Origin of the sequence: Ruminiclostridium cellobioparum subsp. termitidis CT1112 (assembly GCF_000350485.1) — a bacterium.
In the GTDB taxonomy this organism is placed as follows: domain Bacteria; phylum Bacillota; class Clostridia; order Acetivibrionales; family DSM-1351; genus Ruminiclostridium; species Ruminiclostridium termitidis.
This window is the reverse complement of record NZ_AORV01000036.1, coordinates 14,679-38,256: the sequence shown is the minus strand read 5'-3', so window position 1 is coordinate 38,256 and position 23,578 is coordinate 14,679. Positions and strand designations below refer to the sequence as shown.

The following is a 23,578-nucleotide window of genomic DNA, read 5'->3' as shown; positions in this document are numbered from 1 at the left end:
CTTCAAGGCGCTGCGGATTTTACCGCTGGTCGTGACTGCGTACTTTACATGTATTGAATATTGAATTATGATATAAATAAAATAAATTGGAAGATAACCTGTTAAGTATGGTTTATTCTATTAATTCATATCTGGGGAGGATATAACAGTGAGTATAACAAAGAATTATTTCGGTACTTTGCCCGACGGAACACAGGTAGATATTTTTACTCTGACAAATTCCAGTAAAGTATCAGTTGATATTATCAATTTCGGCGGCATAATAGTTTCAATCACAGTGCCCGACAGGGACGGGAATATGGCAGATGTGACTTTGGGCTACAGGAACCTTGACAAATATATTGAAAATCCCGGATACCTGGGAGCACTTATAGGAAGGCACGCTAACAGAATAGAAGGCGCCGCATTTGAGCTCAACGGAAAAGTATATGAACTTGCAAAAAATGATGGAAAAAATCATCTACACGGCGGAATAACAGGTTTTCACAATGTTGTCTGGAAGGCCGAGGTCATAGGAGAGAAGCTTGTACTGACCCATACAAGTCCCGATGGAGAGGAAAATTATCCGGGAAAGGTTGATGTGAAGGTTGAATATTCCTTAACCGGGGAAAATGAGCTTGTTATAGACTACAATGCGGTTTCAGACAAGGACACGGTAGTGAACCTGACAAATCATGCATATTTCAACCTGGGCGGGCATGCATCGGGCGATATATTGAAACACCAGATTTATATAAATGCAGACAGCTTTACACCTGTAAATGATGAGTGCATTCCAACCGGAGAGATCAGAAGCGTAAAAGGCACCGTAATGGATTTTACTGCGCTCAGGGATTTTGCAGAAGGCTTTGACAGCAGCGATGAACAGATTAAAAACGGCGGAGGCTATGATCACAACTGGGTATTGAATACAAAGGGAAATGCCGGGGAAGTGGCAGCAGAGTTATATCATCCCGAAAGCGGACGTTTAATGCAGGTGTTTACTACAAAACCGGGTGTACAGTTCTATTCGGGAAATTTCCTCGATAACCTCAACGGAAAGGAAAATGCCGTCTATGGCAAAAGAAACGGGCTTTGCCTGGAAACCCAGTACTTTCCCAATGCAATGAAGCACAAGCACTTTCCTTCACCTGTTCTCAAGGCGGGAGAAAAGTATCACCATGTTACAATATATAAATTTACTACTAAATAATCAAACAAAACAAAAACCCCTGGTAATCAACCAGGGGTTAATTGTTGTACAGTACCTGTTGGCACAAACCTATCTTCTAGAAAATCCACCGTTAGAACTTTTTTGTGAAGCTTTTTTAGCTTTTCTACATTCAGGACATCTTGCAGGCTCGTTTGTGAATCCTTTTTCCGCGTAGAATTCTTGCTCGCCAACCGTAAAAGTAAAAGTTGCGCCGCAATCTTTACAAGTAAGAGTTTTGTCTTGCATTGGAATACCTCCAAAAAAATTTTATTGCTGAGCATATAAAGCCTTAAACATTACGGAGCGAAAAAGGATTGTACAAATAAGAATAAGAAATTATAAGCCTTAGCACTTATATTATACTATCTGCACAAATAATAAGCAAGAAATTTGTTATATTTGGAAATAATTTTATTTGACAAAGTATTGACAATAACATTATGAAAGTATATCAGAAAAAATATTACCGTAATATAATCCATTATTTTAATTTTTTAGTCTATTTTCATGGCGTTTATTATTATCTAAAATAGTATTATGGAAGCTGATAAGTATTTTTATTCAGAAATTCAAATGATTAATATAAATTAATAATATAGTTAAAAATATATATTTGAAAGGAACAGGCCATGATAGTATTTCATGAAAATAAAAAGCTCTTTCATTTAAGTACCAGGGGTATGTCATATATTTTTGGAGTGGGAGGATATCTCCAGAACCTTTACTGGGGGGAACCGGTAAATGCCGAAGACTGTGTTGAACTCATGGAAGTTAACTTTCACAGCTCCTTTGACCCCGATACAAATTTGGACAGGGAGGAGTTCACCTGCTGGAACGGGCGCAGCTTTGCCGAACCCTGCCTTAAACTGCAGCAGGGCGTTGAGAGTGTGGTTTTTACAGAGTTTGCCGGCTGGGAAATCTTCAATAGACAGGATAGGGTTCAGACCCTGAGGATCACACTTGAGGACAAGGTCAGGGAATTCCAGCTTATTCTTGAGTATGTGGTTTATGAAGAATTGGATATTATCTCAAGGAAGGCGATTTTAAATAACATTGGCAGCCCGCTCATGATAGAGAATTTTCAGTCGGCAGCATTGAGCCTGCCGCAGCTTGAAAGGCCTTTCATGAGATATGTCACCGGAAAGTGGGCGGGGGAGTTTGTCATCAATGATGCACCTGTCAACACAGGTGTATTCACAATGCAGTCCAAAAGGGGCATGACCGGGCCCCATTTCAATCCATCCTTTGCCGTCTATGAAGAGGGTGCCACCGAGCAGAACGGTAATGTCTGGTTCGGACAGCTTGCCTACAGCGGCAACTGGAAGATATCCGTAGAGAAGACCATATTTGATAATATAAGAGTTACCGGGGGCATGAATGATTCGGATTTCTTCAAGACCCTTGGTCAGGGAGAAAGTCTTGAGACACCTGAGTTCTTTTTCGGCTTTTCAGACGGAGGCTTCGGAGGAATGAGCCGGAAGCTTCACAGCTTCCAGAAGGCTCATATTACAACCACGTCAAAGCCGAGGAGGGTTCTTTACAATTCCTGGGAGGCCACTACCTTTGATGTAAATGTCAAGGAGCAGATGAAGCTTGCCGATAAGGCTGCATCCATGGGTGTGGAATTGTTTGTGGTGGATGACGGCTGGTTTGGAGAACGACATGGAGATAATGCGGGACTTGGAGACTGGACGCCGAATGCCGGCAAATTTCCCAACGGGTTGGGAGAACTTATTTCATATGTAAACGGTCTGGGGATGGATTTTGGCATCTGGGTGGAGCCGGAGGCTGTAAATCCCGACAGCTGCCTGTTCAGAGCCCATCCCGACTGGATTTACCATATAGACGGCGTCGAGCCCATGCAGTCCCGCAACCAGTACGTTCTTAATATTTCATTAAAAGAGGTAAGGGAATACCTTCTGGATATGCTTCGCTCCCTGCTTGCTCAAAACAATATATCTTTCCTCAAATGGGATATGAACAGGATGATAACCGATCTGGGTTCCTGCGACGGGGTGGATCACAGGGAACTGTGGAGAGCCCATGTGGATGCACTTTATGAGATATGGGACACCTTGAGGAGGGAGTTTCCCCAGGTAGAACTTGAAACCTGCGCAGGCGGGGGAGGGCGCATAGATCTGGGGATACTGAAATATGCCGATCAAAGCTGGCCCAGTGACAACACCGACCCCTATGAAAGACTTTTCATACAGGAAGGATTCACCAATTTTTACAACCCCGGAATTATGATGTGCTGGGTAACTGATACTCACCCGTCCTACAGGAGAAGCGGCAGGAGGGATATCAGCTATAAATTCCGCTCGGCCATGTGCGGGGGACTTGGTATAGGTTCAAATATCGGCAATCTGACGGCTGAAGAGCTGTCACTGTACACCAGTCATATTGATGAATATAAAAGTATAAGACATATCGTCCAGAACGGCAGACTGTACAGGCTGCTTTCGCCGGGAAATTCCCCGGTATCGGCAGTACAGTACATCTCGGAATCGGATGAGGAAAGTGTTGTATTTGCATTCCTTCACTCTCAAAAATTTGGGGATCCTTGTAAAAGGCTGAAGCTCCAGGGCCTGTCAAAGAATTCCAGGTATTTGGTGCAGGCTGCCGGCAGTGAGGAGAGCAACAGGATCTATTATGGCAGTACACTTATGCATATAGGTTTGCCTCTGAGTTTAAAGGGGGATTTTGACAGTGCACTTTTGCAAATAAAAAAGCTTGAGGAATAGGAAAAAAATTAATTATAAAGGCCAGTTCAGATAAATTAATCCGGACTGGCTCTCTTTTTTTGATATAATTTGATATAATAAATCATAAAAACACATCAATACAAGCTGTTTCTAAATGCAAATATTTCTCGGGAGGATGGATTCAGTGAGTAAAATTATTCGGATGAATGCCTTTATACGTTATTTTTTGTCCTATATAGCCGTTCTGGCTGTTATCTTGACCATCAGCATCACAGTTTACACTATTGCCGAGGAGGATTTAAAAAATCAACTCAGTCTGAATAATATGTCTGCACTGCGCAAAAGTCAGGTTTTCGTTGAGGAACGGCTGAAATCCATTGAACTGGTAACCTCTGAAATAGCCTTGAGCCCAAGAGTACAAAGCTTTCTGAGAGTCAGGGACACCGATGATGCTTCAAATATCTATGCAGCCTATGAAATAACAAAGGATTTAAGCAGATATTGCAGTATTAACAGCTATTTTTCTTCGATCTATCTATGCTTTGACAGCTCGGATATGGTAATCGGCAGCAACGGCACCTATAGCAGTGAATTTTTTTTCAATGAAATGTTGAATTACAATCACAGGGAGGATATGAAGAAGGCGATGCAAAAGCCTTCCAACGGCAGATTTCTCACTGTCGATGACACTTCGGGCCGGAAAACCAAGGCGTTTATCCTGACATTGCCCTTGTGGGACAATTCGCAGGTACTTGGCTCGGTGCTCATATTTATTGATGAGGAGCAAATCCTGGGGCTGGGCGGGGAAACCGCTGAAAGTCCGGGAGAGTACAGCGTTGTACTGGATGAAACCGGAAGTGTTATCGCAGATACGGGGAACAGTGATAAATATAGCAATATAATTGAAGAAATACATGAAAACTGGGAAAAAAATGAAACCTCGGGCCAAATATATTTTGATAGTTATCTGGCCAGTTATTCGGTATCCAAATATCATAAATGGTTCTTTATATCCCTGACATCCACCGATGTCGCGTTCAATAAGCTGTATTCTCTGAGATATATAGGCATAATGGCGTCTGTGGCTGCCATAATTTTAGGAATAATTCTGTCGGCTGGTCTTGCAAGAATGAATTACCTGCCCATTAAGCGCATTATTAAAAAGTTCAAGGAGACGGATTTTAATAAAGAGGGTGTATCGGATCTGGGTTATCTGGAGGAGGCCATCAGCGAAACACTTAAGCAATATAACAGTGTGAGCAGGATTGTTGAGGTCCAGGTGCCGCTTATAAAGGACAGTGTCCTGCAGCAGCTTTTGCATGCCGGTTTCACGGATAATGACCGGATGGAGGCATGTTCCCGGAAAAACGGCATACATTTTTCAGCGGAAAATTATGTTGTGATGATGGTAGAGCTTGATGAATGCGGGGGCTTTATACGTAAGGAACACTCGGAAGATTATGTGCTGGCTCAATTTGTCATTGCAAATATTTTTGAAGAAATCCTTACCTCTGTGGGTAATGTGTACAGTACCATGTTGGATAAGACTGTACGCTGTTTTCTGCTTAATATTGATTCCACACTTGAGTCCGAAAAAGAGGCACTGGTTCAAAAGCTTTCGGAAGGTCTTAAAGTTATCCGGGATGAATTTGATATCCATCCGTATATTGGCATATCGGACAGCTGCAGTGAAATAGAGGATATTAGCCTGCTGCGCCAGGAAGCCGATCAGGCCAGGGAATATCTCATCTTTCATAGAAAAGCTTCCATCCAGTTTTTTGATGAGCTCTGTAAGCTGCAGAGCAATTATTTTTATCCCCAGGATACGCAGATAAAGCTCAGCAACACCATTAAAACCGGGAATACGGTTCAGGCGCTGGAGATACTGAAGTCTATCCATGATTTGAACACACAGGACAGAAATCTGTCTGTAAATGGTTTCAAATGCCTGTATTTCGGAATATTGAATACGGTATTCCAGGCCATGAGCGAATTAAATATGGCTGCAGAGGCAGCCGGTTTCTATTTCGGCAAGGTATCGGCTATAGTGGAGTGCACCTTTATCGACCAGCTGCATGAAACCATCGCCGGGGCAGTGACCGGTCTGTGCCATGAAGTCAATAAAAATAAAAAGAGCAGGAATGAAGCACTAAAAGAAGATATACTGACGTATATACATCAGCATTATACCGATAACGGCATAAGTCTTGAGAGGATAGCAAATGCCATTCATATAAATGCTTCCTATCTATCAGCCTATTTCAAGGAACAAATGGGGACTAATTTATCCGAATATATTAATCAACTGCGGTTGGAAAAGGTTAAACAGCAATTGCTTGGCACCGATTTGCCCCTGAATGTAATTGCAGAGAATGTAGGCTATACCAATTCCTCCATTTTAATCAGAACCTTCAGGAAAATGGAAGGTGTCACACCCGGACAATTCAGGGAGGCCGGCAGCCATGAAAGGGCCAAATCCCAGGGTTTACAAAAAGATGAGGATCCGGATAAAAAATCGGTGATTTGATTGCCGGAGCAGTAACGCAAACGTGTAAATGTCTTTCAAACCCAGCAAATACGCCTTCACTAAAAAATAGATCATCAAGTAAAATTATTGGCCATATACAGGAAGAGCTCTATGGCTTATATTGGTCATGTGAATGAAGCCCGCCGGCAGTGCTGTCATGAATCAGTCAATTGATTGAAGGAGGAAGTATTATGTTAATGAAAAAAACATTAGCTGTATTTTTAGCAGTTGCTATATCTGTGCCATTTTTGTCGGCCTGCACTCAAAAAGAGGATGGAAAAGCCGCAGAGGGGACACCTTCGGCACAAACATCTTCACAGTCAGCAGCCGACGGCGGCAATTCCCTTCCTATTGTAAATAAACCCATAACCATCAAAGCACTTGGTGCTGCAAAAGCTGATACTGTTTCAGTTGCAAAGACCTTTTCGGAAGTGGCGTGCTTTAAAGAACTGGAGAAATTAACAGGAATAAAGATCGAGTGGCAGCACCCTCCGGTTGGACAGGAGGAGCAGGTGGTGAACCTTGCGGTGGCATCAGGTGATATGCCCGATTTTATTTGGGGAGGCATCAATACTGATTTGCTTTCCAAGCTTGCCAACAATGGCAGCATAGTTAATCTTAAAGACTATCTGGACAAATTTGACTCCAATTTTATGAAAGTTCTGAATAAATACGATCAGGCAAAAAAGCAGGCCCTTAATGACGACGGCTCCATTTATGCCTTTCCTATGATGCGTATCAAGGAATTTGAGGACGGTTCACAGGGCTGGTTTTCCATCTATGGCCCAATGATCCGTAAAGACTGGCTGGATAATCTGGGCTTGAAGGAACCTGAAACTATTGATGAATTGCATACTGTTTTGAAGGCCTTTAAGGAAAAAGACGCCAATAAAAACGGAGATCCCAATGATGAGATCCCATTTATCGCTCAAAAGAATCTGGATTTCCTGTCAAGTGCCTGGGGATTTTTTGACAGCAGTGCAGACGGCTACAGTTATGTGGATAACGGCAAAGTGAACCTCAGCTTCCTTTCACCGGCTTGCAGGGATTATGTGGCAACCATGCACCAATGGTATGAGGAAGGCCTTCTGGACAAGGATTATCTGACAACGGATAACAAGGCCTTTGAAGCTATGATAACCTCGGATAAGGCAGGTTTTTACTATACTTACAACGCATTTATAGTGAACTTTTATAACACTGCCAAGGACAAGATCCCCGGGTTTGCCATAAAGGCTCTTCCCTGGTCCACAGGTCCCGCAGGCAAAAGCTATTCCGGTTCAAGGGACGACATAGCAATGGTTTTCTCAGGGGGAACAGTGGTTTCGTCAAAAAGCAGGTATATTGATGAAATAGTCCGCATGCTGGATTATGTATACAGTGATGAAGGAACCAGACTGTTTAACTATGGGATAGAGAATGAAAGCTATGTGATGGAAAACGGGAAACCGAAATACACTGATATAGTGATGAAAAACCCGGACGGTCTTACAATCAATCAGGCATTGTGCAAATATTCAATGGCCGTGGGCAATTTTTCAATGACCAAGGATCCGGATTATTTTGAGCAGATTACATTTGTGATTCCGCCTCAAAGAGAATCCCATGAAATCTGGAGCCAGGCTGACAAATCCCTTTTCTATCCCCAAAGGGCCAGCTTTACAACAGAAGAAACAAATAAAATGACCAAGCTTCAAAATGATATCAACACCTACTGGAATGAAATATTCAGCAAAATGGTGGTGGGAGTTGAACCGGTAGAAAATTTTGACAAACATGTCGAAGCCCTCAAAAAAATGGGTGCCGACGAGTTGATTCAAATCCGGCAGGCTGCCTATGACAGATATATGAACAGGTAATAAGTCCAATGAGTCAGGTCGGAAGGATATTTTCAAACAACTTCGGATCTGACTCAAACTTAAAATTATTTTTCAGTTAGGGTGAAATCAATTTATGAATCAGATTAACATAGCATCACAGGGCAAAAATGCCCGTTCCCGTTGGAATTCCTTTATAAAGGATTCGGGAAGGGATCTGAAAAAAAACAAATATATTTATATCATGGCCATTCCCATAATTCTATATTTTGTTATATTCCACTATATACCTTTATATGGGAATGTCATGGCCTTTCAGGATTATTCCCCCGGAAAGGGCTTTTTGGGAAGTCCTTTTGTGGGTTTCCAGCATTTTGTTGATTTTTTTTACCGGGCAATACTTCTGGCGGCTTTTCAGGAATACCGTGCTGATCAGCGTATACCAGATCCTTTGGGGTTTCCCGATTCCCATAATTTTGGCCCTTCTTATGAATGAAATTTCAAGTGTTTCCTTTAAGAGAACTGTACAAACCATATCCTACCTGCCGCACTTTGTATCCCTGGTTGTTGTCTGCGGGCTTGTGGTCAGTTTTACTACCAGTGACGGGATAATCAGCAGTCTGCTTCAGTATTTTGGCATGGAATCCCGGAACCTTATGCAGGACCCCGGAAATTTCAGGACGATTTTTGTAGCATCCGGCATCTGGCAGGAGGCAGGCTGGGGGAGTATTATATACCTTGCTGCAATAAGCAGTATTGATCCCCAACTGTATGAAGCGGCCAAAATGGACGGAATCGGAAGGATAAGGCAAATTATCAGTATCACAATACCTTGTATTCTTCCCACCATTATTATCATGCTCATTATGAGGATGGGCGCGGTCATGAGTGTGGGATATGAAAAAATCATACTGCTGTATTCACCGGTTAATTATGAAACCTCCGATGTAATAGCTTCATATGTGTACAGAACAGGTCTGCAGTCCTTCCAATGGAGTTTTGCATCTGCCGTCGGTCTTTTCAATTCTGTAATCAACTGCTGCATGGTTATTCTGGTGAACCGGATTTCAAGGCGGTTTACCGAAACAAGTCTCTGGTAGCCGGTTATGGCAGTCCTGAGAGATACAAATAGCTTGTATTATTGCGCAATACTTTTAGGAGTTGAATTATGAATAAAAACAGAGAAATCAAAATAAAAACCTTTGGTATATTTGACTTTGTAAATGGTGCGTTCATGTGCCTGGTCATAGCCGTAACAGCATATCCCGTCCTGTATGTACTCTTTGCGTCTATCAGTGATCCTGCCGATTTTGCTTCGCACAAGGGACTGCTGTTTTACCCCCTGGGCTTCAGCCTGGAGCCTTATAAACTGGTGATGAAGCATCCTCTTATCATGAGGAGTTATCTGAATACAATAATAATCCTCGTCCTGGGAACTGCGACCAATATGCTGTTTACTTCGGTAGGCGCTTACGTGTTATCCAGAAAAAACCTGAAATTCATGGCACCCATAATGATAATGATTGCCTTTACAATGTTCTTTACAGGTGGGATCATACCTAACTATATACTGGTGAACAACATGCTGAAAATGGGTAACAGCTATACGGCCCTGATCATTCCGGGTGCCATATCGACCTATAATCTGATTGTCATGCGCACCTATTTTCAGGGTTTACCGGACAGCCTTGAAGAATCTGCCAAGGTTGATGGTGCGACGGATTTCACAGTGCTTTTCAGAATTATCCTGCCGGTATCGGCACCAATTATTGCCGTCATGATACTGTTTTATGGCGTTGGCCATTGGAATTCCTGGTTTCCGGCCATGCTTTACATCCGTGAAAGAGAAATGTTTCCACTACAGCTTATTATGAGGGAGATTCTGCTGCAAAACAGTTCGGATTCCATGGTGGGCACCATAACTGACACCAGTATCAAGGCCGATATCAGCGAGTCCATCAAATATTCCGTTATTGTCATTGCAACACTTCCCATTGTTACCATATATCCATTCCTGCAGAAATATTTTGTGCAGGGAATTATGGTGGGTTCATTAAAAGGATGATTTATACCATATGAGTTTATCAGTTGAAGGAGAGGTACCCATGAAAAACATATTATTCATCATGACCGATCAGCACCGCTATGACCATGTGGGTTACAGCGGCTGCGGAAAAGTTGATACTCCGAATATTGACCGTATTTCCCAGGGAACGGCCTTTACCCGCTGTAATACTGTAAACCCTATCTGTCAGCCTGCCAGAACTGCTCTGGCTGCCGGCAGATATCCCCATCAGATCGGAACTCTGGCCATGTCGGGAGATTTCAGCCTTCAAATACCTACATTTATGAAGGCGCTTCAGAAGAAGGGGTATCAGACCGAGGCGGTGGGCAAGCTGCATTACCTGCAGACCTGGCATTGGGGGGCTCAGAGGGGGAAAGTTCTCGATTTGACAGGTTTGAACGGGAAGATAAGGGAATATGGTTATGATTATGTCTGGGAGGCTGCGGGAAAGCAGTTGATGGAAAAAAGCTACTGTGACTATTCCAGATACCTGGAGGACAGAGGTTTGTACGAGCAATATCTGGATTTTGCCGCAGCTTCGGGCCCCAATTATGATACGCCGGATAAGCGTCCCCAGGATAATGGCGAGCCTTTTCCGCTGCCGGAGGAGCATTATCCCGATATAGTCATTGCAGACAGAGTTATTGAAAGAATAAAAAACAGACCTGCGAATAAACCCTTAATGATGCTGTGTTCCTTTTTGTGTCCCCATAAACCCTTCGATCCTCCGGCAAGTTATCTTGACCGGCAGGAATACAGGGAGGAGGAGGATTTTATTCCGGGGAAAAAGCCTTTATCGGAGGAAGATAAAAAACATCTGTACAGGAAAAGAAGGGCATACCGTGCAATGATACATTTGATAGATGATCAGGTGGGCAGGCTTTTTAAAGTTCTTGAGGAGGAGGGGATACTTGATGAAACCGTCATCATATTTACCTCCGATCACGGAGAGATGATGGGGGATCATTTTCTCATTCAAAAGTCGGTGCCCTATAAGGAAGCAGTTACCGTACCCACTGCCGTCCGGCATCCCGATTATCTGACAGGAGGGGTGAACAGTTCTCCTGTTGAGCTTACCGATTTGACCGCCACCATCCTTGAACTGGCAGGACTCGACCCGCAAAAAGCGTTGGGCAGGGAATGGCCGGCCTTTAACAATATTATTCCCTGCAGGTCCCTCATGCCCATTATTAGAGGAGAAGCCGGGCAGATCAGGGAGTTTGCTTTTACCGAATGTTCAAATGAGTGGCAAATGATACAGACAAAAGATTGGAAGTACATTTATTATCCTGCCCGGAATATGGAGGACTCTCCAGCAGAACTATTTTTTGACAGCAGTAAGGACCCGGAGGAACTTGTTAACCTGGCCGGCCGGAGTGAATACCAGGAGGCTGTTGAATGGTGCCGGTCCAGGAGGATTTCTGTCATGGACACCACACTGGCAGCTCAGCTGACATGGGCGCCTCTCAATTTGACAGAATAAAACCTGGGCTGACCGCTGTATAGGGCGCTGTTTGGCAGTAAGGATTGTTAAATCCGGAGAGAATATAAACGGCCGAAAGTGTTGACAATAACATTATTGAAGCATATTAAAATAAATTGTAAAATCTATTGACAAATACTCTTTTGTACCGTAAAATATCAAATGTGTCTTGCGGGACATAAGATATGGTGGGTATAGCTCAGTTGGTTAGAGCGCCAGATTGTGGCTCTGGAGGCCGTGGATTCGAATTCCACTATTCACCCCAAAAAGTATAAGCGTCAGCTTATACTTTTTTTTGTCCGGTATAATCACCTTTTTACATCTTGCACCAGTTTCTGCAACATTTTTTCAACTTACTTCGTCTATAAGCTTAGAAAATAAATGCAAAGATAGCTTCTTAAAGGATTAAAGGGGGAAAATGGCATGATAAAAAGGCTGGCTTCAGGAATTTTTATTGCAGTTTTAGCTTTTTCATTAATGGGCTGCGGAAGCGCAAGTACACAAACAAGCGCTGCTCCCAGGGCAGAAAGCAAACAGGTTTCGGTCGGATTTACCGGTGCTGCCGATGATGGAAATACGGTGTCAAATGAAAAACCCGACAGCGCGGTGCAGGTAACCTCAGCCCATATCAATGGGGAGGAAGGTGCCGGGGTTTCCACAGCTGTCGATCAAAGCGCCGAACAGCAGAATACCATTCAAAACTCAAGTGTTGTGAATGTCGCCCAGAAAATAATATTTACAGGGCGGATGGATTTCCAAACCCTGGAGTTTGATAAAACCAGAAATGAATTGTGCGATTATATGACTTCTATCGGAGCTTATCAGCAGAGTACTTCGGTTAATGGGGGAGGAATTGGTTATCAGGGTATGAGGAGTGCGGTATACGTATTCAGAGTGCCCAAGGCAAAATACGGTCAGGCCTTTATTGATTTGAGGAAGTTTGGGACTGTGGTGTTTGAACAATCCAATGGCGAAGATGTAACAGACAGGTATTTTGACACAGAGGCCAGGCTGAAGTCCCTTGAGATACAGCGGGAAAGGCTGTTGGAACTGCTGAAGAAGGCAGCAAAGATGGAGGATATACTCAAAATCGAGAAAGAACTTCAAACCACAAATTATGAAATAGAAAATCTGACGGGTACCCTTAAAAAATGGGATTCCCTTGTTGAATACTCCACATTCACAGTAAATATAAACGAAGTTGTACAAATCAAACCGGTTCAGCCAAAGGAAAATGACGGTTTTTTCCACCGCATTTCAGCAGGCTTTAAAAACAGCGTAACCGGTTTATGGAAGTTTACACAGGATATGATCGTGGCTCTTGCAGCCGCGTTACCGGTGCTGATACCTTTGGGCATAATAGGCTTTGCGGCTTACAGGATCATCAGGAGGAAATACAGAAAATCCAAAGCGGGATCGGATAAGTCTGATATTCGGGAAAATTCTGCCGAGGCAACAGATTCCAGGGCAGCTGATGACAATTCTGAAAAATAGCTGTCAATTAATATTGAACCTTGACACATGAAATTGTATATGCTATTATGATTTGGAAATTTAGTCTATAGGAGGATTTTTGATGTCTGCATTATCTGTAAAGGTGGAAAACAACTAAATAGTTGTAGGCTTTTAAATAAACAGGTTATTACTATTTATTTAAGTACGCCTTATTGATGGTACCTTTGGGTAGCATTGTGACACCTGCTTTTTCGTACAATTTGTCATTTTGTCATTGTACGTTACAGAATGCTTTGCAAACATTTTTTTCCGGACTGGATTTCAGCCTGTTGTATATGGGTATTTGACAGCAGCTATATAAATAGCAGTATTATTTATATAAGTTGCCTGCTGATTTATTTGTATTCCCGGTCTGCCGGAATTTAATAGTTGTCCTTTAAGCGTGACAGGTTCGTCCTGTTCACGCTTTTTATGTTTCACGATATTCTGAACCTTTATGGCTGGAACTTCAGTCTGAATGTTGGGCAGAGTGCTGTCACGGGCTTTTGTTTTAATAATTTCAGCAGTCAAATGTGAGAGGAGAACAACTATGAATAATTATGCGGATACTTTGGAATATAACAAGATAATTGATATGCTCTGCCAGTTTGCAATGTCGGAGAGGGCACGGACCAAATTGTCGAAACTTAAGCCCTACCTGTCCGAAGCGGAGTGCAGGGAAAGAATGCAGGAGACCACTGATGCCAGGCGTATTCTTGAGAGTCAGGGCACACCGCCGCTTGCAGCAATGACCGACCTGGATAAAATACTTGAGTTATGCTCAAAAGGTGCGATGCTGGTGCCCGATCAGCTGGTACTGGCAGCACAGTTCCTGATTTCCTGCAGGCGTATGAAATCATATTTAAAAAAAGCTGAAGCTTCAGGCGGAGAAATTGCTTATTATGGTGGTTCTATAAATGAGCTTGGCGACCTGCTGGAGGAGATTGACAGATCGATAAGAAACGGCCGTGTTGACGATTCTGCATCTCCAAGACTGAGGGATATACGCAGGAAGCTGGAAAGCACCGGAAGCCAGGTCAAAACCAAGCTGGACAGCCTGCTCCGCAGTAAAAAGGAATGGTTTACAGACAGCTTTGTGTCAATACGGAACGGGCATTTTGTGCTGCCCGTGAAAAAAGAGTACCGGAGTTTGGTGACAGGTACTGTTATTGATACCTCCACCACAGGGGGAACGGTGTTTATTGAGCCTGTGGCCGTTCAGAAGCTTCAGACCGAAATATCACTGCTGCAGATGGAAGAGGAAAATGAGATCAGAAAAATCCTGTATACGCTGACCGCCCTGGTGGATGAGCAAAGAGCGGCAATATATTTGAATATGGATGCTATGGAAACCCTGGACATGGTTTTTGCCAAAGCAAAATTATCTGTACAAATGAAGGCCATACCGGTTAAAGTTGCGGTCAGCCGGAAAATGCTGATCAAGGCCGGACGGCATCCTTTATTGAATCAATCGGTCTGTGTCCCTCTGGATTTTGAGATAGGCTGCGGAATTAACGGTGTAATTATTACCGGGCCCAACACAGGGGGAAAGACTGTAGCCCTGAAAACAGCCGGACTGCTCTCAATGATGGCGCAAAGCGGCCTTCATGTTCCCGCTGCACAGGGAAGTGAGTTTTGTATGAACAATATGGTACTTTGCGATATCGGCGACGGACAAAGCATATCAGAGAATCTCTCAACCTTTTCATCGCATATCAACAATATTATTGACATACTGAGCACCGCAACACGTGAAAGTCTTGTTCTGCTTGACGAACTTGGTTCGGGGACCGATCCTGCCGAAGGAATGGGGATAGCCATAGCAATACTTGAAGAACTGAAAAGGAAGGAATGCCTTTTTGTAGCTACCACTCATTACCCTGAAATAAAGGAGTATGCCAGAAAGGCCGAAAAGCTTGTGAATGCACGCATGGCCTTTGACAAGGAAAGCCTGAAGCCCATGTACAGGCTTGAGATAGGAGAGGCCGGCGAAAGCTGTGCGCTCTATATAGCCAAACGTCTCGGCTTTCCGGAGCACTTGCTTAGAATAGCCCATGAACAGGCTTATGGACAAAAATTCAGTTCAAACACTGTACAAACAAACTCATATAATGATGAATTCCTGTTTGCAGAACAGGACAATGGAGAGGAGGCTTCAAGCAACAGAAGAAAGTCGGGACCTGAAAGTTTGAACCCCAAGCCTGCTCCTGTGCTGAGGGGTGAGAAGGAACCGCCGAAACCAAACAGGAGCAGCAGGTTCAATATTGGGGACAGTGTGATGATCTATCCCCAGAGAGAAATAGGAATTGTGTATCAGACTGCAAACGAAAAGGGGGAAATCGGAGTACAGTCCAGGGACAGGAAAAGGCTGATCCCCCATAAGAGGCTGAAACTGCATGTTCCGGCCGGCGAATTGTATCCTCCGGATTATGATTTCTCCATAGTTTTTGATACTGTGGCCAACCGGAAGGCAAGAAAAAAGATGGAAAAGGGACATAATCCGGAGCTGATAATCAGATACGATGATTAAAAAGCTGCATGAAGTCTCCCTTTAAATGATGCTATACTAAAAAGCGGTAGGTAATATTAAGACAGACCGGAAGGAGATAAGAATATGAATTATATTACATCCAATAAGGAGGCCTGGCTCATTTGGATAACCAGGGCATACCGCTGTCATACATTTTGACTGCAAGGAAATGCTCCATATAAAGCAGGGCTGACCCCGTATTGCCGGTGGTCAGCCTGTCCATATACAATTGAAACAAAAAATCAAGGTGTCTTCAAAGTGGTCGGAGTGTCTGTAAATGACATTAAAAAACCACTGTAACACTGTCGTTACAATGGTTCTGGTGACCCATCGCAGATTCGAACTGCGGACACCTTGATTAAAAGTCAAGTGCTCTGCCAACTGAGCTAATGGGTCAAATGGCTGGGATGGCTGGACTCGAACCAACGAAATGCCAGAGTCAAAGTCTGGTGCCTTACCGGCTTGGCTACATCCCAACGTCAAGCGCAAAACCTATTATAAAGAGGTTTGCACTTTTTGTCAAGCAAAATAATAACAATTTTTTATTTGCCTGATATAAACCACAGGGGCTGTGAAGCAAGGGGTGCTGCTAAAATTTTCTGACTTTGAAATCCTGGGTTGCAATATCCACCAGCTTCAGATCCTTGTTTCTTTCCTCGGCCATTCTGATGGACCATTCATTTTCAAACAAAATGGAGTTTCTGCCCAGCTTATCTTCCACAATTACCGCTGTGCTCGGAAGATTCAGCTTTCTCGGGTCAAGGCCTTCATTCTCAATCCAGCGGGCATGCCTGTAAGGCAGATTCTGAATGCGGAGCTGGACGCCGTACTCATTTTTGAGTCTGTACTCCAGCACTTCAAACTGAAGTGCTCCCACTACACCGATAATCAAAGCCTCAATACCGATGTCAATCTGCTTGAACACCTGTATTGCACCTTCCTCTGAAAGCTGGTCGATACCTTTTATGAACTGCTTTCGTTTCATGGTATCGGCAGGAGTCACTCTTGCAAAGTGCTCTGCAGGGAAGATTGGGATACCCTCAAATTTTACATTGCCGTTTCCTTCATACAGCGTGTCCCCGAGATTGAATATGCCGGGGTCGAACAAACCTATAATATCGCCGGGATAGGCTTCTTCAATGATAGTACGTTCCTGGGCCATGAACTGCTGCGGCTGTGACAAGCGGATTTCCTTTCCGGCGTTCACATGCTTTACAGACATGCCTTTCGTGAATTTACCGGAACAAATTCTCAGGAACGCCAGTCTGTCCCTGTGGGTAGGATTCATATTGGCCTGTATTTTAAATATGAAGCCTGAGAATTTGTCGCTTTCAGGATCAATTTCGGTTTCGGAAGTTGTTATCACGCCAGGTGAGGGTGCCAATTCAAGGAACTCCTCCAAAAACGGCTGTACCCCGAAATTGGTCATGGCACTGCCAAAGAATAAAGGCGTGAGCTCACCGCTGCGGATTTTCTTCTTATCAAACTCATCTCCTGCCATATCCAGCAGTTCGATGTCTTCACAAAGTTTGTCGTGATAGTGGCTTCCAAGTAAATCGGCAAAAATGGGGTCATCAACCTTTCCAACGGTGGAGGATACCTGTGACTGTCCGTGTTCCCCGCCGCCGAAGAGCTCGATTTGTTTAAGCTTTCTATTATAAACACCCTTGAAGTCACCTTCTGTTCCAATGGGCCAATTCATAGGATAGGAGCGTATACCAAGTACTCTTTCGATCTCCTCCATGAGCTCAAAAGGGTCTTTGCTGGCACGGTCCATTTTATTTACAAATGTAAATATGGGTATGCCTCTTAATTTACAAACGTGAAACAGTTTTATTGTCTGTGCTTCCACACCCTTGGCTCCGTCGATAAGCATTACCGCGCTGTCGGCAGCCACTAGGGTTCTGTATGTATCCTCACTGAAGTCCTGGTGACCGGGTGTATCCAAAATATTTATACAGAAATTATTATATTCAAACTGCATTACGCTGGAAGTGACTGAAATACCTCTCTGTTTTTCTATTTCCATCCAGTCCGACACTGCATATTTATTTGCCTTTCTGGCTTTAACAGAACCGGCAAGCCTTATGGCGCCGCCATACAGCAGCAGTTTTTCGGTCAGGGTTGTTTTACCTGCATCCGGGTGGGAAATAATGGCAAATGTTTTTCTGCGCGAAACTTCTTTTTTTAGTTCAGCTTTGATATCCGGCATTGATTTAACCTCTCGCAATTCTATTTAAATTGAATAATAACCTGCCTTTAAACAAGTAAATCAAAATTATTATCCTTTCAGCAATCAAATTTCATTTTATATTATAGCCAATATGGTGTCAAATAGTAATTGAATGCACTGTAAAAGTTTGATTCTTGAAGAAAACTCTTGAATACAGAAAGATTTTGAGTACATAATTAAAATAGTGGATTGATATATTTATGGTCCGGTTTTTTTTGAAAGGTTAATGGAAGGATAATTTGTATGCTTACAGAATATATGCAATTATATATGCAATTAATGGTATAATGTATTTATTGATGGTATTTTAAGCTTTATTTTAAACATTTGATCATAAAAATGAGATCTTATTATTAATATATTGAATAATATGTAGTACTATTCGGAGGGATTTTGATGAGTGAGAAAATTTTTATAACTTTAAATAATGAAAAATATGAAATTGAGAAAAAGACAACACTGCTCGAACTGGCCAAACGCTTCAAGGATTCCTACCAGTCAAGCGTTGTGGCCGCCCGTGTGAATAATGATATCCGGGAACTCAGCTATGAGCTTGCCGAGGATGCAAAAGTGACTTTCATTGATCTTACTGATGAGGATGGCATGAGGATATACAGGAGAAGCCTTTACTTTATATTTATAAAGGCTGTCAATGAACTGTTTCCCGAAAGAAATGCGGTTATCAGCCATCCTATGAGTAACGGCGTATACTGTGAAATAAGAGGGGATGAGGAACTTACAGAAATTGATGTGGAAGCTGTTCAGAAAAAAATGAATGAAATTGTAAGCTGTGCACTGCCCTTTGAGAAAAAGGTCGTTTCCACAGAGAGTGCCAGGGAGCTGTATAAGAAGACCGGAAGGCTTGATAAGTATGCGGTTCTGGAACACAGGCAAAAGCCCTACGTTACGGTGTATAACTGCGGAGGCTATGAGGACTATTACTATGGCTACATGGTGCCCGATACGGGTTACATCAAGTGTTTCAGCCTGAAGTTCCACCATCCGGGAGTGGTGATCCAGTTTCCTTCAAAGGGTAAGCCTGAAAAGCTTCCGGATTTTGAAGAACAGAAGAAGCTGTTCAAGGTATTTATCGAGTATAAAAAGTGGGTCCGCATACTGGGGGTTGAAAATGTAGGAGCCTTGAATGATATTGTAAAATCAGGTGAAATAGGCGATCTTATAAGAGTAAACGAAGCGCTTCATGAAAAGAAGATAGCCGAGATAGCCGACAAGATAACAAACCATGAGGAGCAAAAGCGCATAGTGCTTATTTCAGGTCCCTCGTCATCAGGCAAAACGACCTTTGCCAACAGACTGGGCATTCAGCTGAGGGTAAACGGCTATACGCCAAAGACAATATCCCTGGACAACTATTTTGTCAACAGGGATAAAACTCCCATGGACGAGACCGGAGAATACGATTATGAGGCTCTTGAGGCAATAGATGTGGAGCTCTTTAACAAACATTTGACTGCGCTTCTGGAAGGGCACGAAGTTGAGATACCGGTGTATAATTTTGAAACAGGTTCAAGGGAAGCTGTTGGGCAGAAAATGATAATGAATAAAAACACCATCCTGGTAATAGAAGGAATACATGGCCTGAATGACAGGCTGACGGCATCAATTTCCTCCGAGGACAAATTCAAGATTTACGTAAGTGCCTTAACTTCCATGAATATAGACGACCACAACAGAATACCCTCCACCGACACCAGGATCATCCGCAGGATTGTCAGAGACAATAAGTTCAGGGGGTGTTCGGCAATCAATACCATAAACAGATGGCCGTCGGTAAGAAGGGGTGAAGAGAAAAACATATTCCCTTACCAGGAAAATGCAGATACTATGTTCAACTCTTCCCTTGTATATGAATTGTGCCTGCTGAAAACCTATGCCGAACCCCTGCTGATGCAGCTGGGGCCTGAAAATGAACGGTATTCGGAGGTTAAGCGGCTTATAGAGTTTTTAAGTTATTTCCTGCCGATAGACGGCAAGGAGGTTCCAAACAATTCAATAGTTAAAGAATTTGTTGGCGGAAGCTGTTTTTTCTAAATAAGTAAGGTCGGCTGCCGCCGGCCTTTACAGGAACTATACATATTTTACGAGGTGAACCCTATGAAGCTCCTTGATATTGCCACCATATTAAATGCGCAGGTTATAACAGCAAATGAACTTCTCGACTATGAGGTCACATCCGCCTGCGGTTCAGATCTGATGAGTGATGTAATGGCCTATGTAACTGAAAATGTAGTTTTGCTGACAGGTCTTATAAACCTGCAGGTTATTAGAACAGCCGAGATGATGGACATCAGGGCGGTAATTTTTGTGAGGGGGAAGCAGCCCCTCGACAGTATGATCGAACTGGCCCTTGAAAAGAATATTGTCCTTATGACAACAGACCTCACAATGTTTCCGGCCTGCGGAAAACTGTATGAAGCCGGCCTGAAAAACGGGTTTGATTCCGGGAGGTAGGAAATGAGCACCATAAAGCTTAAGTACGATATTCCTGCCAATGACTTTGTAGCTGCGGGCGAGGCTTCGAGCAATGTTAAGAAAAAGCTTGCCCAGATAGGCATTGCGGCCGACAAGATAAAAAAGGCGGCTATTGCCATGTATGAAGCTGAAATAAATGCTGTAATCCATGCAAACGGCGGGACGGCTGATGTGGAAATATGCCTGGACAGGGTGGTCATAGCAATTATTGACAACGGTCCCGGAATTCCTGATTTGGAGCTTGCAATGACCGAAGGTTATTCAACCGCATCCGACAACATCAGGGAAATGGGATTTGGAGCGGGAATGGGGCTCCCAAATATGAAAAAATATGCTGACAAGCTGGATATAAATACTGAGGTGGGTATAGGGACAAAGGTAACTATAACTGTTTATTTTATCTAGTATAATATTCTGCATATTGGGTGCATGATTCGCCCGAAGGATGCACCCTGAACATACAGAATATTGTAATAGGTTTGGAGGACATATTATGAACGAGTACTTCCATTCTGTCAATCTGGACAAGGATAAGTGCAGGGGCTGCACCAACTGTATAAAAAGGTGTCCTACCGAAGCAATCCGTGTGAGAAAAGGCAAGGCACGTATTATTAAGGAACGCTGTATTGATTGCGGCGAGTGTATACGTGTTTGTCCCTATCATGCAAAGACCGCAATCAGCGACAGTCCTGAAATAATAAATGATTACAGGTACAAGGCAGCTATTCCGGCACCCTCTTTTTACGGGCAGTTTGAAAAGAAGTATTCCCGGGATAATATTTTGAACGCATTGAGAGATGTGGGCTTTGACCATGTTTTCGAGGTTGCCCGGGCTGCCGAAATAGTCAGCGAGGCCACCAGACAGCTGCTCACAAACTCACTGGTCAAGAAGCCCATGATATCTTCGGCCTGTCCAGGAGTTGTCAGGTTGATTCAGGTTAGATTTCCAAGCCTGATTGATAACATCGTCAAGCTGGAGTCACCAATGGAGGTGGCGGCAAAAATTGTCAAAACCCAGCTGCAGGAGTCACGGAACATTCCTGCCGAGGAAATCGGCGTATTTTTTATTTCTCCATGTCCTGCAAAGGTAACCAGCGTAAAATCCCCCTATGAAAAGCAAAAGTCCTATGTGGACGGTGTCATTTCAATAAAGGATATCTATCTGAAGGTTCTGTCGGCACTGAATAACCCACATAATGGCTCTAAATACTCCGAGGCGGGTTTTGAAGGAATAGACTGGGCCAATTCCGGAGGGGAAAGCGGAGCGCTGGGGACTGAAAATGTTCTGGCTGTCGATGGTATACATAACGTTATAAAGATATTTGATGAGATAGAAGGTGACAGGCTTTCAGACGTTGATTTTGTTGAGGCTCTGTCCTGCTCGGGAGGATGTCTCGGAGGTCCGCTGACGGTTGAAAATGTTTTTGTTGCAAAAACAACACTGAAAAAGCATATTCTTGAGGCTCCTGCCGGTTGTACCGAAAAAATGGCTCCCAAAAGCTTTGAGGAACTGGTATGGACTTCAAATGTGGAATACAAACCCGTTATGAAGCTGGATGATGATATATTGAAAGCCATGGAAAAACTTGAAAAGCTGGAGAGAATATGTGACGGACTGCCCGGTCTGGACTGCGGTGCCTGCGGAGCGCCAAACTGCAGAGCCCTGGCCGAGGATATCGTAAGAGAGATTGCCAATGAAACCGACTGTATTTTCAAGCTAAGGCAAAGAATCCGTGATCTGGCTGAGGAAATGGTAGATCTGGGAGGAAAGGTGCCTCCGGTAATGGATAACGATCCAAATGGAGAATAAAAATGTACATTAAAGAATTGATGCAAATAATTTCAGGAGAACTGTTGACCAACAAAATACCGGATTTATCCGTAAAAGTTCAAAACGTGTATATTTGCGATCTGCTCAGCTGGGTGATGTCCCATGCACAAAAAGGTGATGCATGGATAACCGTTCTTACAAATGTAAACGTACCTGCGGTGGCTTTAATGACCGAGGTCGCCTGTGTAATAATTCCTGAAGCAATCAAGGCCGAGGAGCTGACACTGAAAAAGGCAAATGAAAATGGAATAATCATTATCGGAACACAGTTGAATTCCTTTGAAATAAGCAGGAGAATCATAGATTCAAAGCTGCTTTCATAACTGTTTGTGGCCGCTGTTGCGGCTCATGGAGGTTATTTTGAAACTTGCATATGATCTTCATATACATACTGCACTATCCCCCTGTGCTGATGACGACATGACACCCAACAACATAGTTAATATGAGTATATTAAAGGGCCTGGATGTTATCGCAGTAACCGACCATAATTCCTGCCGGAATGTCCGGGCCTGTCTGACCTGTGCTGAAAACACACAATTGCTTGTCATACCAGGAATGGAAGTGGAAACAGCCGAAGAAATACATGTGTTATGCCTGTTTCCTGATATGGACAGGGCATTGGAAATGCAGGACCTGGTTTATTCACGGCTTCCGGAAATCAGCAATAACGAAGCTGTTTTTGGAAATCAGCTGGTTTTAAATCATAAAGATGAGGTATTATATAAAGAGGACAAGCTGCTGCTGACTTCAGCAGCTATTTCAATAAATGAAGTTTTTGATGTGGTGGTCAGGAGATTGAAGGGGCTGGCAATCCCGGCCCATATTGACAGACAGGCCAACTCGCTGCTGTCAAGCTTCGGTGTCATGCCGGAGGACATAGATATAAGCTGCGTCGAGATAAGCGACAGGGCAAAGGAATTGATATTGACAGAAAAGCATTCCCGGCTGAAAAATATCAGGAAAATATATTCCTCAGATGCTCACTATCTGGGAAACATAAGTGAGAGGAAGAATTTTTTCGAAGCGGACAAATGTGCCGAAAGTGTTTTAAATTTTCTACGGAACAAATTATAGGATATCATTGTCCTCCTGTACAGCAGCCGCATTTTAACACGGTGCACCTGAACGGCAAAATTTCGGAGATGCTTTAAAGGCAATGATAGATCATTCATATTTGACAGTCCTGGGTAAACTGCCAGGGAAGT

The 23,578-nt window shown here is 43.3% G+C and carries 17 protein-coding genes, 3 tRNA genes and 1 pseudogene; 17 read left to right on the top strand and 4 right to left on the bottom strand.

Annotated elements, in window-relative coordinates:
- The first annotated feature begins 148 nt into the window (after window positions 1–148).
- Complete coding sequence (locus tag CTER_RS13695; protein ID WP_004626186.1) at window positions 149–1,192, top strand: aldose epimerase family protein; 1,044 nt, start codon at window positions 149–151, stop codon at window positions 1,190–1,192.
- Between the two features lie 72 nt (window positions 1,193–1,264).
- On the opposite strand, the pseudogene CTER_RS13690 reads toward CTER_RS13695, so the two are convergent.
- Window positions 1,265–1,438: pseudogene (locus tag CTER_RS13690) on the bottom strand (zinc-ribbon domain-containing protein); the annotation flags it as partial.
- A 383-nt stretch (window positions 1,439–1,821) separates the two neighbouring features.
- Here CTER_RS13690 and CTER_RS13685 point away from each other — a divergent pair.
- The 10 genes from CTER_RS13685 (at window position 1,822) to CTER_RS13640 (ending at window position 15,813) form a co-directional block, all read left to right on the top strand.
- Complete coding sequence (locus tag CTER_RS13685; protein ID WP_004626240.1) at window positions 1,822–3,936, top strand: alpha-galactosidase; 2,115 nt, start codon at window positions 1,822–1,824, stop codon at window positions 3,934–3,936.
- Window positions 3,937–4,081: 145 nt separating this feature from the next.
- Entirely contained in the window at window positions 4,082–6,424 is a 2,343-nt protein-coding gene (locus tag CTER_RS13680; RefSeq protein WP_004626290.1) for a helix-turn-helix domain-containing protein, read from the top strand.
- Window positions 6,425–6,621: 197 nt separating this feature from the next.
- Window positions 6,622–8,283, top strand: a complete 1,662-nt coding sequence (locus CTER_RS13675) for an extracellular solute-binding protein (RefSeq protein ID WP_165585966.1) — start codon at window positions 6,622–6,624, stop codon at window positions 8,281–8,283.
- Window positions 8,284–8,377: 94 nt separating this feature from the next.
- On the top strand, window positions 8,378–8,737 hold the full coding sequence (locus CTER_RS29190; RefSeq protein WP_341349530.1) for a hypothetical protein: 360 nt from the start codon (window positions 8,378–8,380) through the stop codon (window positions 8,735–8,737).
- A complete protein-coding gene (locus CTER_RS13670) occupies window positions 8,730–9,341 on the top strand; it encodes an ABC transporter permease subunit (protein ID WP_341349529.1) in 612 nt (203 codons plus the stop codon). The genes CTER_RS29190 and CTER_RS13670 overlap by 8 nt, the downstream gene beginning before the upstream one ends.
- Before the next feature lie 68 nt (window positions 9,342–9,409).
- Entirely contained in the window at window positions 9,410–10,306 is an 897-nt protein-coding gene (locus tag CTER_RS13665) for a carbohydrate ABC transporter permease (RefSeq protein ID WP_004626225.1), read from the top strand.
- A gap of 40 nt (window positions 10,307–10,346) precedes the next feature.
- Window positions 10,347–11,789, top strand: a complete 1,443-nt coding sequence (locus CTER_RS13660) for a sulfatase family protein (RefSeq protein WP_004626333.1) — start codon at window positions 10,347–10,349, stop codon at window positions 11,787–11,789.
- A gap of 188 nt (window positions 11,790–11,977) precedes the next feature.
- Window positions 11,978–12,054, top strand: a tRNA-His gene (locus CTER_RS13655).
- Window positions 12,055–12,212: 158 nt separating this feature from the next.
- Complete coding sequence (locus tag CTER_RS27005) at window positions 12,213–13,283, top strand: DUF4349 domain-containing protein (RefSeq protein WP_004626227.1); 1,071 nt, start codon at window positions 12,213–12,215, stop codon at window positions 13,281–13,283.
- Between the two features lie 550 nt (window positions 13,284–13,833).
- Window positions 13,834–15,813, top strand: coding sequence for an endonuclease MutS2 (locus tag CTER_RS13640; RefSeq protein WP_004626314.1), 1,980 nt, complete (start codon window positions 13,834–13,836; stop codon window positions 15,811–15,813).
- A 320-nt stretch (window positions 15,814–16,133) separates the two neighbouring features.
- Here CTER_RS13640 and CTER_RS13635 read toward each other — a convergent pair.
- The 3 genes from CTER_RS13635 to CTER_RS13625 form a co-directional block, all read right to left on the bottom strand.
- Window positions 16,134–16,209 (bottom strand) — tRNA-Lys (locus CTER_RS13635).
- A gap of 3 nt (window positions 16,210–16,212) precedes the next feature.
- Window positions 16,213–16,289 (bottom strand) — tRNA-Gln (locus CTER_RS13630).
- Between the two features lie 113 nt (window positions 16,290–16,402).
- The gene (locus CTER_RS13625) at window positions 16,403–18,025 is read right to left on the bottom strand and encodes a peptide chain release factor 3 (RefSeq protein WP_004626270.1); all 1,623 of its coding nucleotides are present in this window, start codon (window positions 18,023–18,025) and stop codon (window positions 16,403–16,405) included.
- Window positions 18,026–18,442: 417 nt separating this feature from the next.
- Between CTER_RS13625 and CTER_RS13620 the strand changes: the two genes are divergently transcribed.
- The 6 genes from CTER_RS13620 to CTER_RS13595 all read left to right on the top strand — a co-directional run bounded on the left by CTER_RS13620 (window position 18,443) and on the right by CTER_RS13595 (window position 23,447).
- The gene (locus tag CTER_RS13620; RefSeq protein ID WP_004626195.1) at window positions 18,443–20,098 is read left to right on the top strand and encodes a nucleoside kinase; all 1,656 of its coding nucleotides are present in this window, start codon (window positions 18,443–18,445) and stop codon (window positions 20,096–20,098) included.
- 63 nt (window positions 20,099–20,161) lie between these two features.
- Window positions 20,162–20,518, top strand: coding sequence for a hypothetical protein (locus tag CTER_RS13615; protein ID WP_004626261.1), 357 nt, complete (start codon window positions 20,162–20,164; stop codon window positions 20,516–20,518).
- 3 nt (window positions 20,519–20,521) lie between these two features.
- Complete coding sequence (locus CTER_RS13610) at window positions 20,522–20,944, top strand: ATP-binding protein (protein ID WP_004626162.1); 423 nt, start codon at window positions 20,522–20,524, stop codon at window positions 20,942–20,944.
- 88 nt (window positions 20,945–21,032) lie between these two features.
- On the top strand, window positions 21,033–22,349 hold the full coding sequence (locus CTER_RS13605; RefSeq protein ID WP_004626210.1) for a [Fe-Fe] hydrogenase large subunit C-terminal domain-containing protein: 1,317 nt from the start codon (window positions 21,033–21,035) through the stop codon (window positions 22,347–22,349).
- A gap of 2 nt (window positions 22,350–22,351) precedes the next feature.
- Window positions 22,352–22,693, top strand: coding sequence for a DRTGG domain-containing protein (locus CTER_RS13600; protein ID WP_004626180.1), 342 nt, complete (start codon window positions 22,352–22,354; stop codon window positions 22,691–22,693).
- 37 nt (window positions 22,694–22,730) lie between these two features.
- The gene (locus CTER_RS13595) at window positions 22,731–23,447 is read left to right on the top strand and encodes a PHP domain-containing protein (protein WP_004626234.1); all 717 of its coding nucleotides are present in this window, start codon (window positions 22,731–22,733) and stop codon (window positions 23,445–23,447) included.
- Window positions 23,448–23,578: the final 131 nt, after the last annotated feature.

Bases quoted from the DNA above. Each gene is read 5' to 3' on its own strand.
- CTER_RS29190 (WP_341349530.1), top strand. From the start codon at position 8,378: ATGAATCAGATTAACATAGCATCACAGGGCAAAAATGCCCGTTCCCGT.
- CTER_RS13670 (WP_341349529.1), top strand. From the start codon at position 8,730: ATGAATGAAATTTCAAGTGTTTCCTTTAAGAGAACTGTACAAACCATA.
- CTER_RS13675 (WP_165585966.1), top strand. From the start codon at position 6,622: ATGAAAAAAACATTAGCTGTATTTTTAGCAGTTGCTATATCTGTGCCA.
- CTER_RS13615 (WP_004626261.1), top strand. From the start codon at position 20,162: ATGAAGCTCCTTGATATTGCCACCATATTAAATGCGCAGGTTATAACA.
- CTER_RS13620 (WP_004626195.1), top strand. From the start codon at position 18,443: ATGAGTGAGAAAATTTTTATAACTTTAAATAATGAAAAATATGAAATT.
- CTER_RS13625 (WP_004626270.1), bottom strand. From the start codon at position 18,025: ATGCCGGATATCAAAGCTGAACTAAAAAAAGAAGTTTCGCGCAGAAAA.
- CTER_RS13685 (WP_004626240.1), top strand. From the start codon at position 1,822: ATGATAGTATTTCATGAAAATAAAAAGCTCTTTCATTTAAGTACCAGG.
- CTER_RS13610 (WP_004626162.1), top strand. From the start codon at position 20,522: ATGAGCACCATAAAGCTTAAGTACGATATTCCTGCCAATGACTTTGTA.
- CTER_RS13640 (WP_004626314.1), top strand. From the start codon at position 13,834: ATGAATAATTATGCGGATACTTTGGAATATAACAAGATAATTGATATG.
- CTER_RS13665 (WP_004626225.1), top strand. From the start codon at position 9,410: ATGAATAAAAACAGAGAAATCAAAATAAAAACCTTTGGTATATTTGAC.
- CTER_RS27005 (WP_004626227.1), top strand. From the start codon at position 12,213: ATGATAAAAAGGCTGGCTTCAGGAATTTTTATTGCAGTTTTAGCTTTT.
- CTER_RS13600 (WP_004626180.1), top strand. From the start codon at position 22,352: ATGTACATTAAAGAATTGATGCAAATAATTTCAGGAGAACTGTTGACC.
- CTER_RS13605 (WP_004626210.1), top strand. From the start codon at position 21,033: ATGAACGAGTACTTCCATTCTGTCAATCTGGACAAGGATAAGTGCAGG.
- CTER_RS13660 (WP_004626333.1), top strand. From the start codon at position 10,347: ATGAAAAACATATTATTCATCATGACCGATCAGCACCGCTATGACCAT.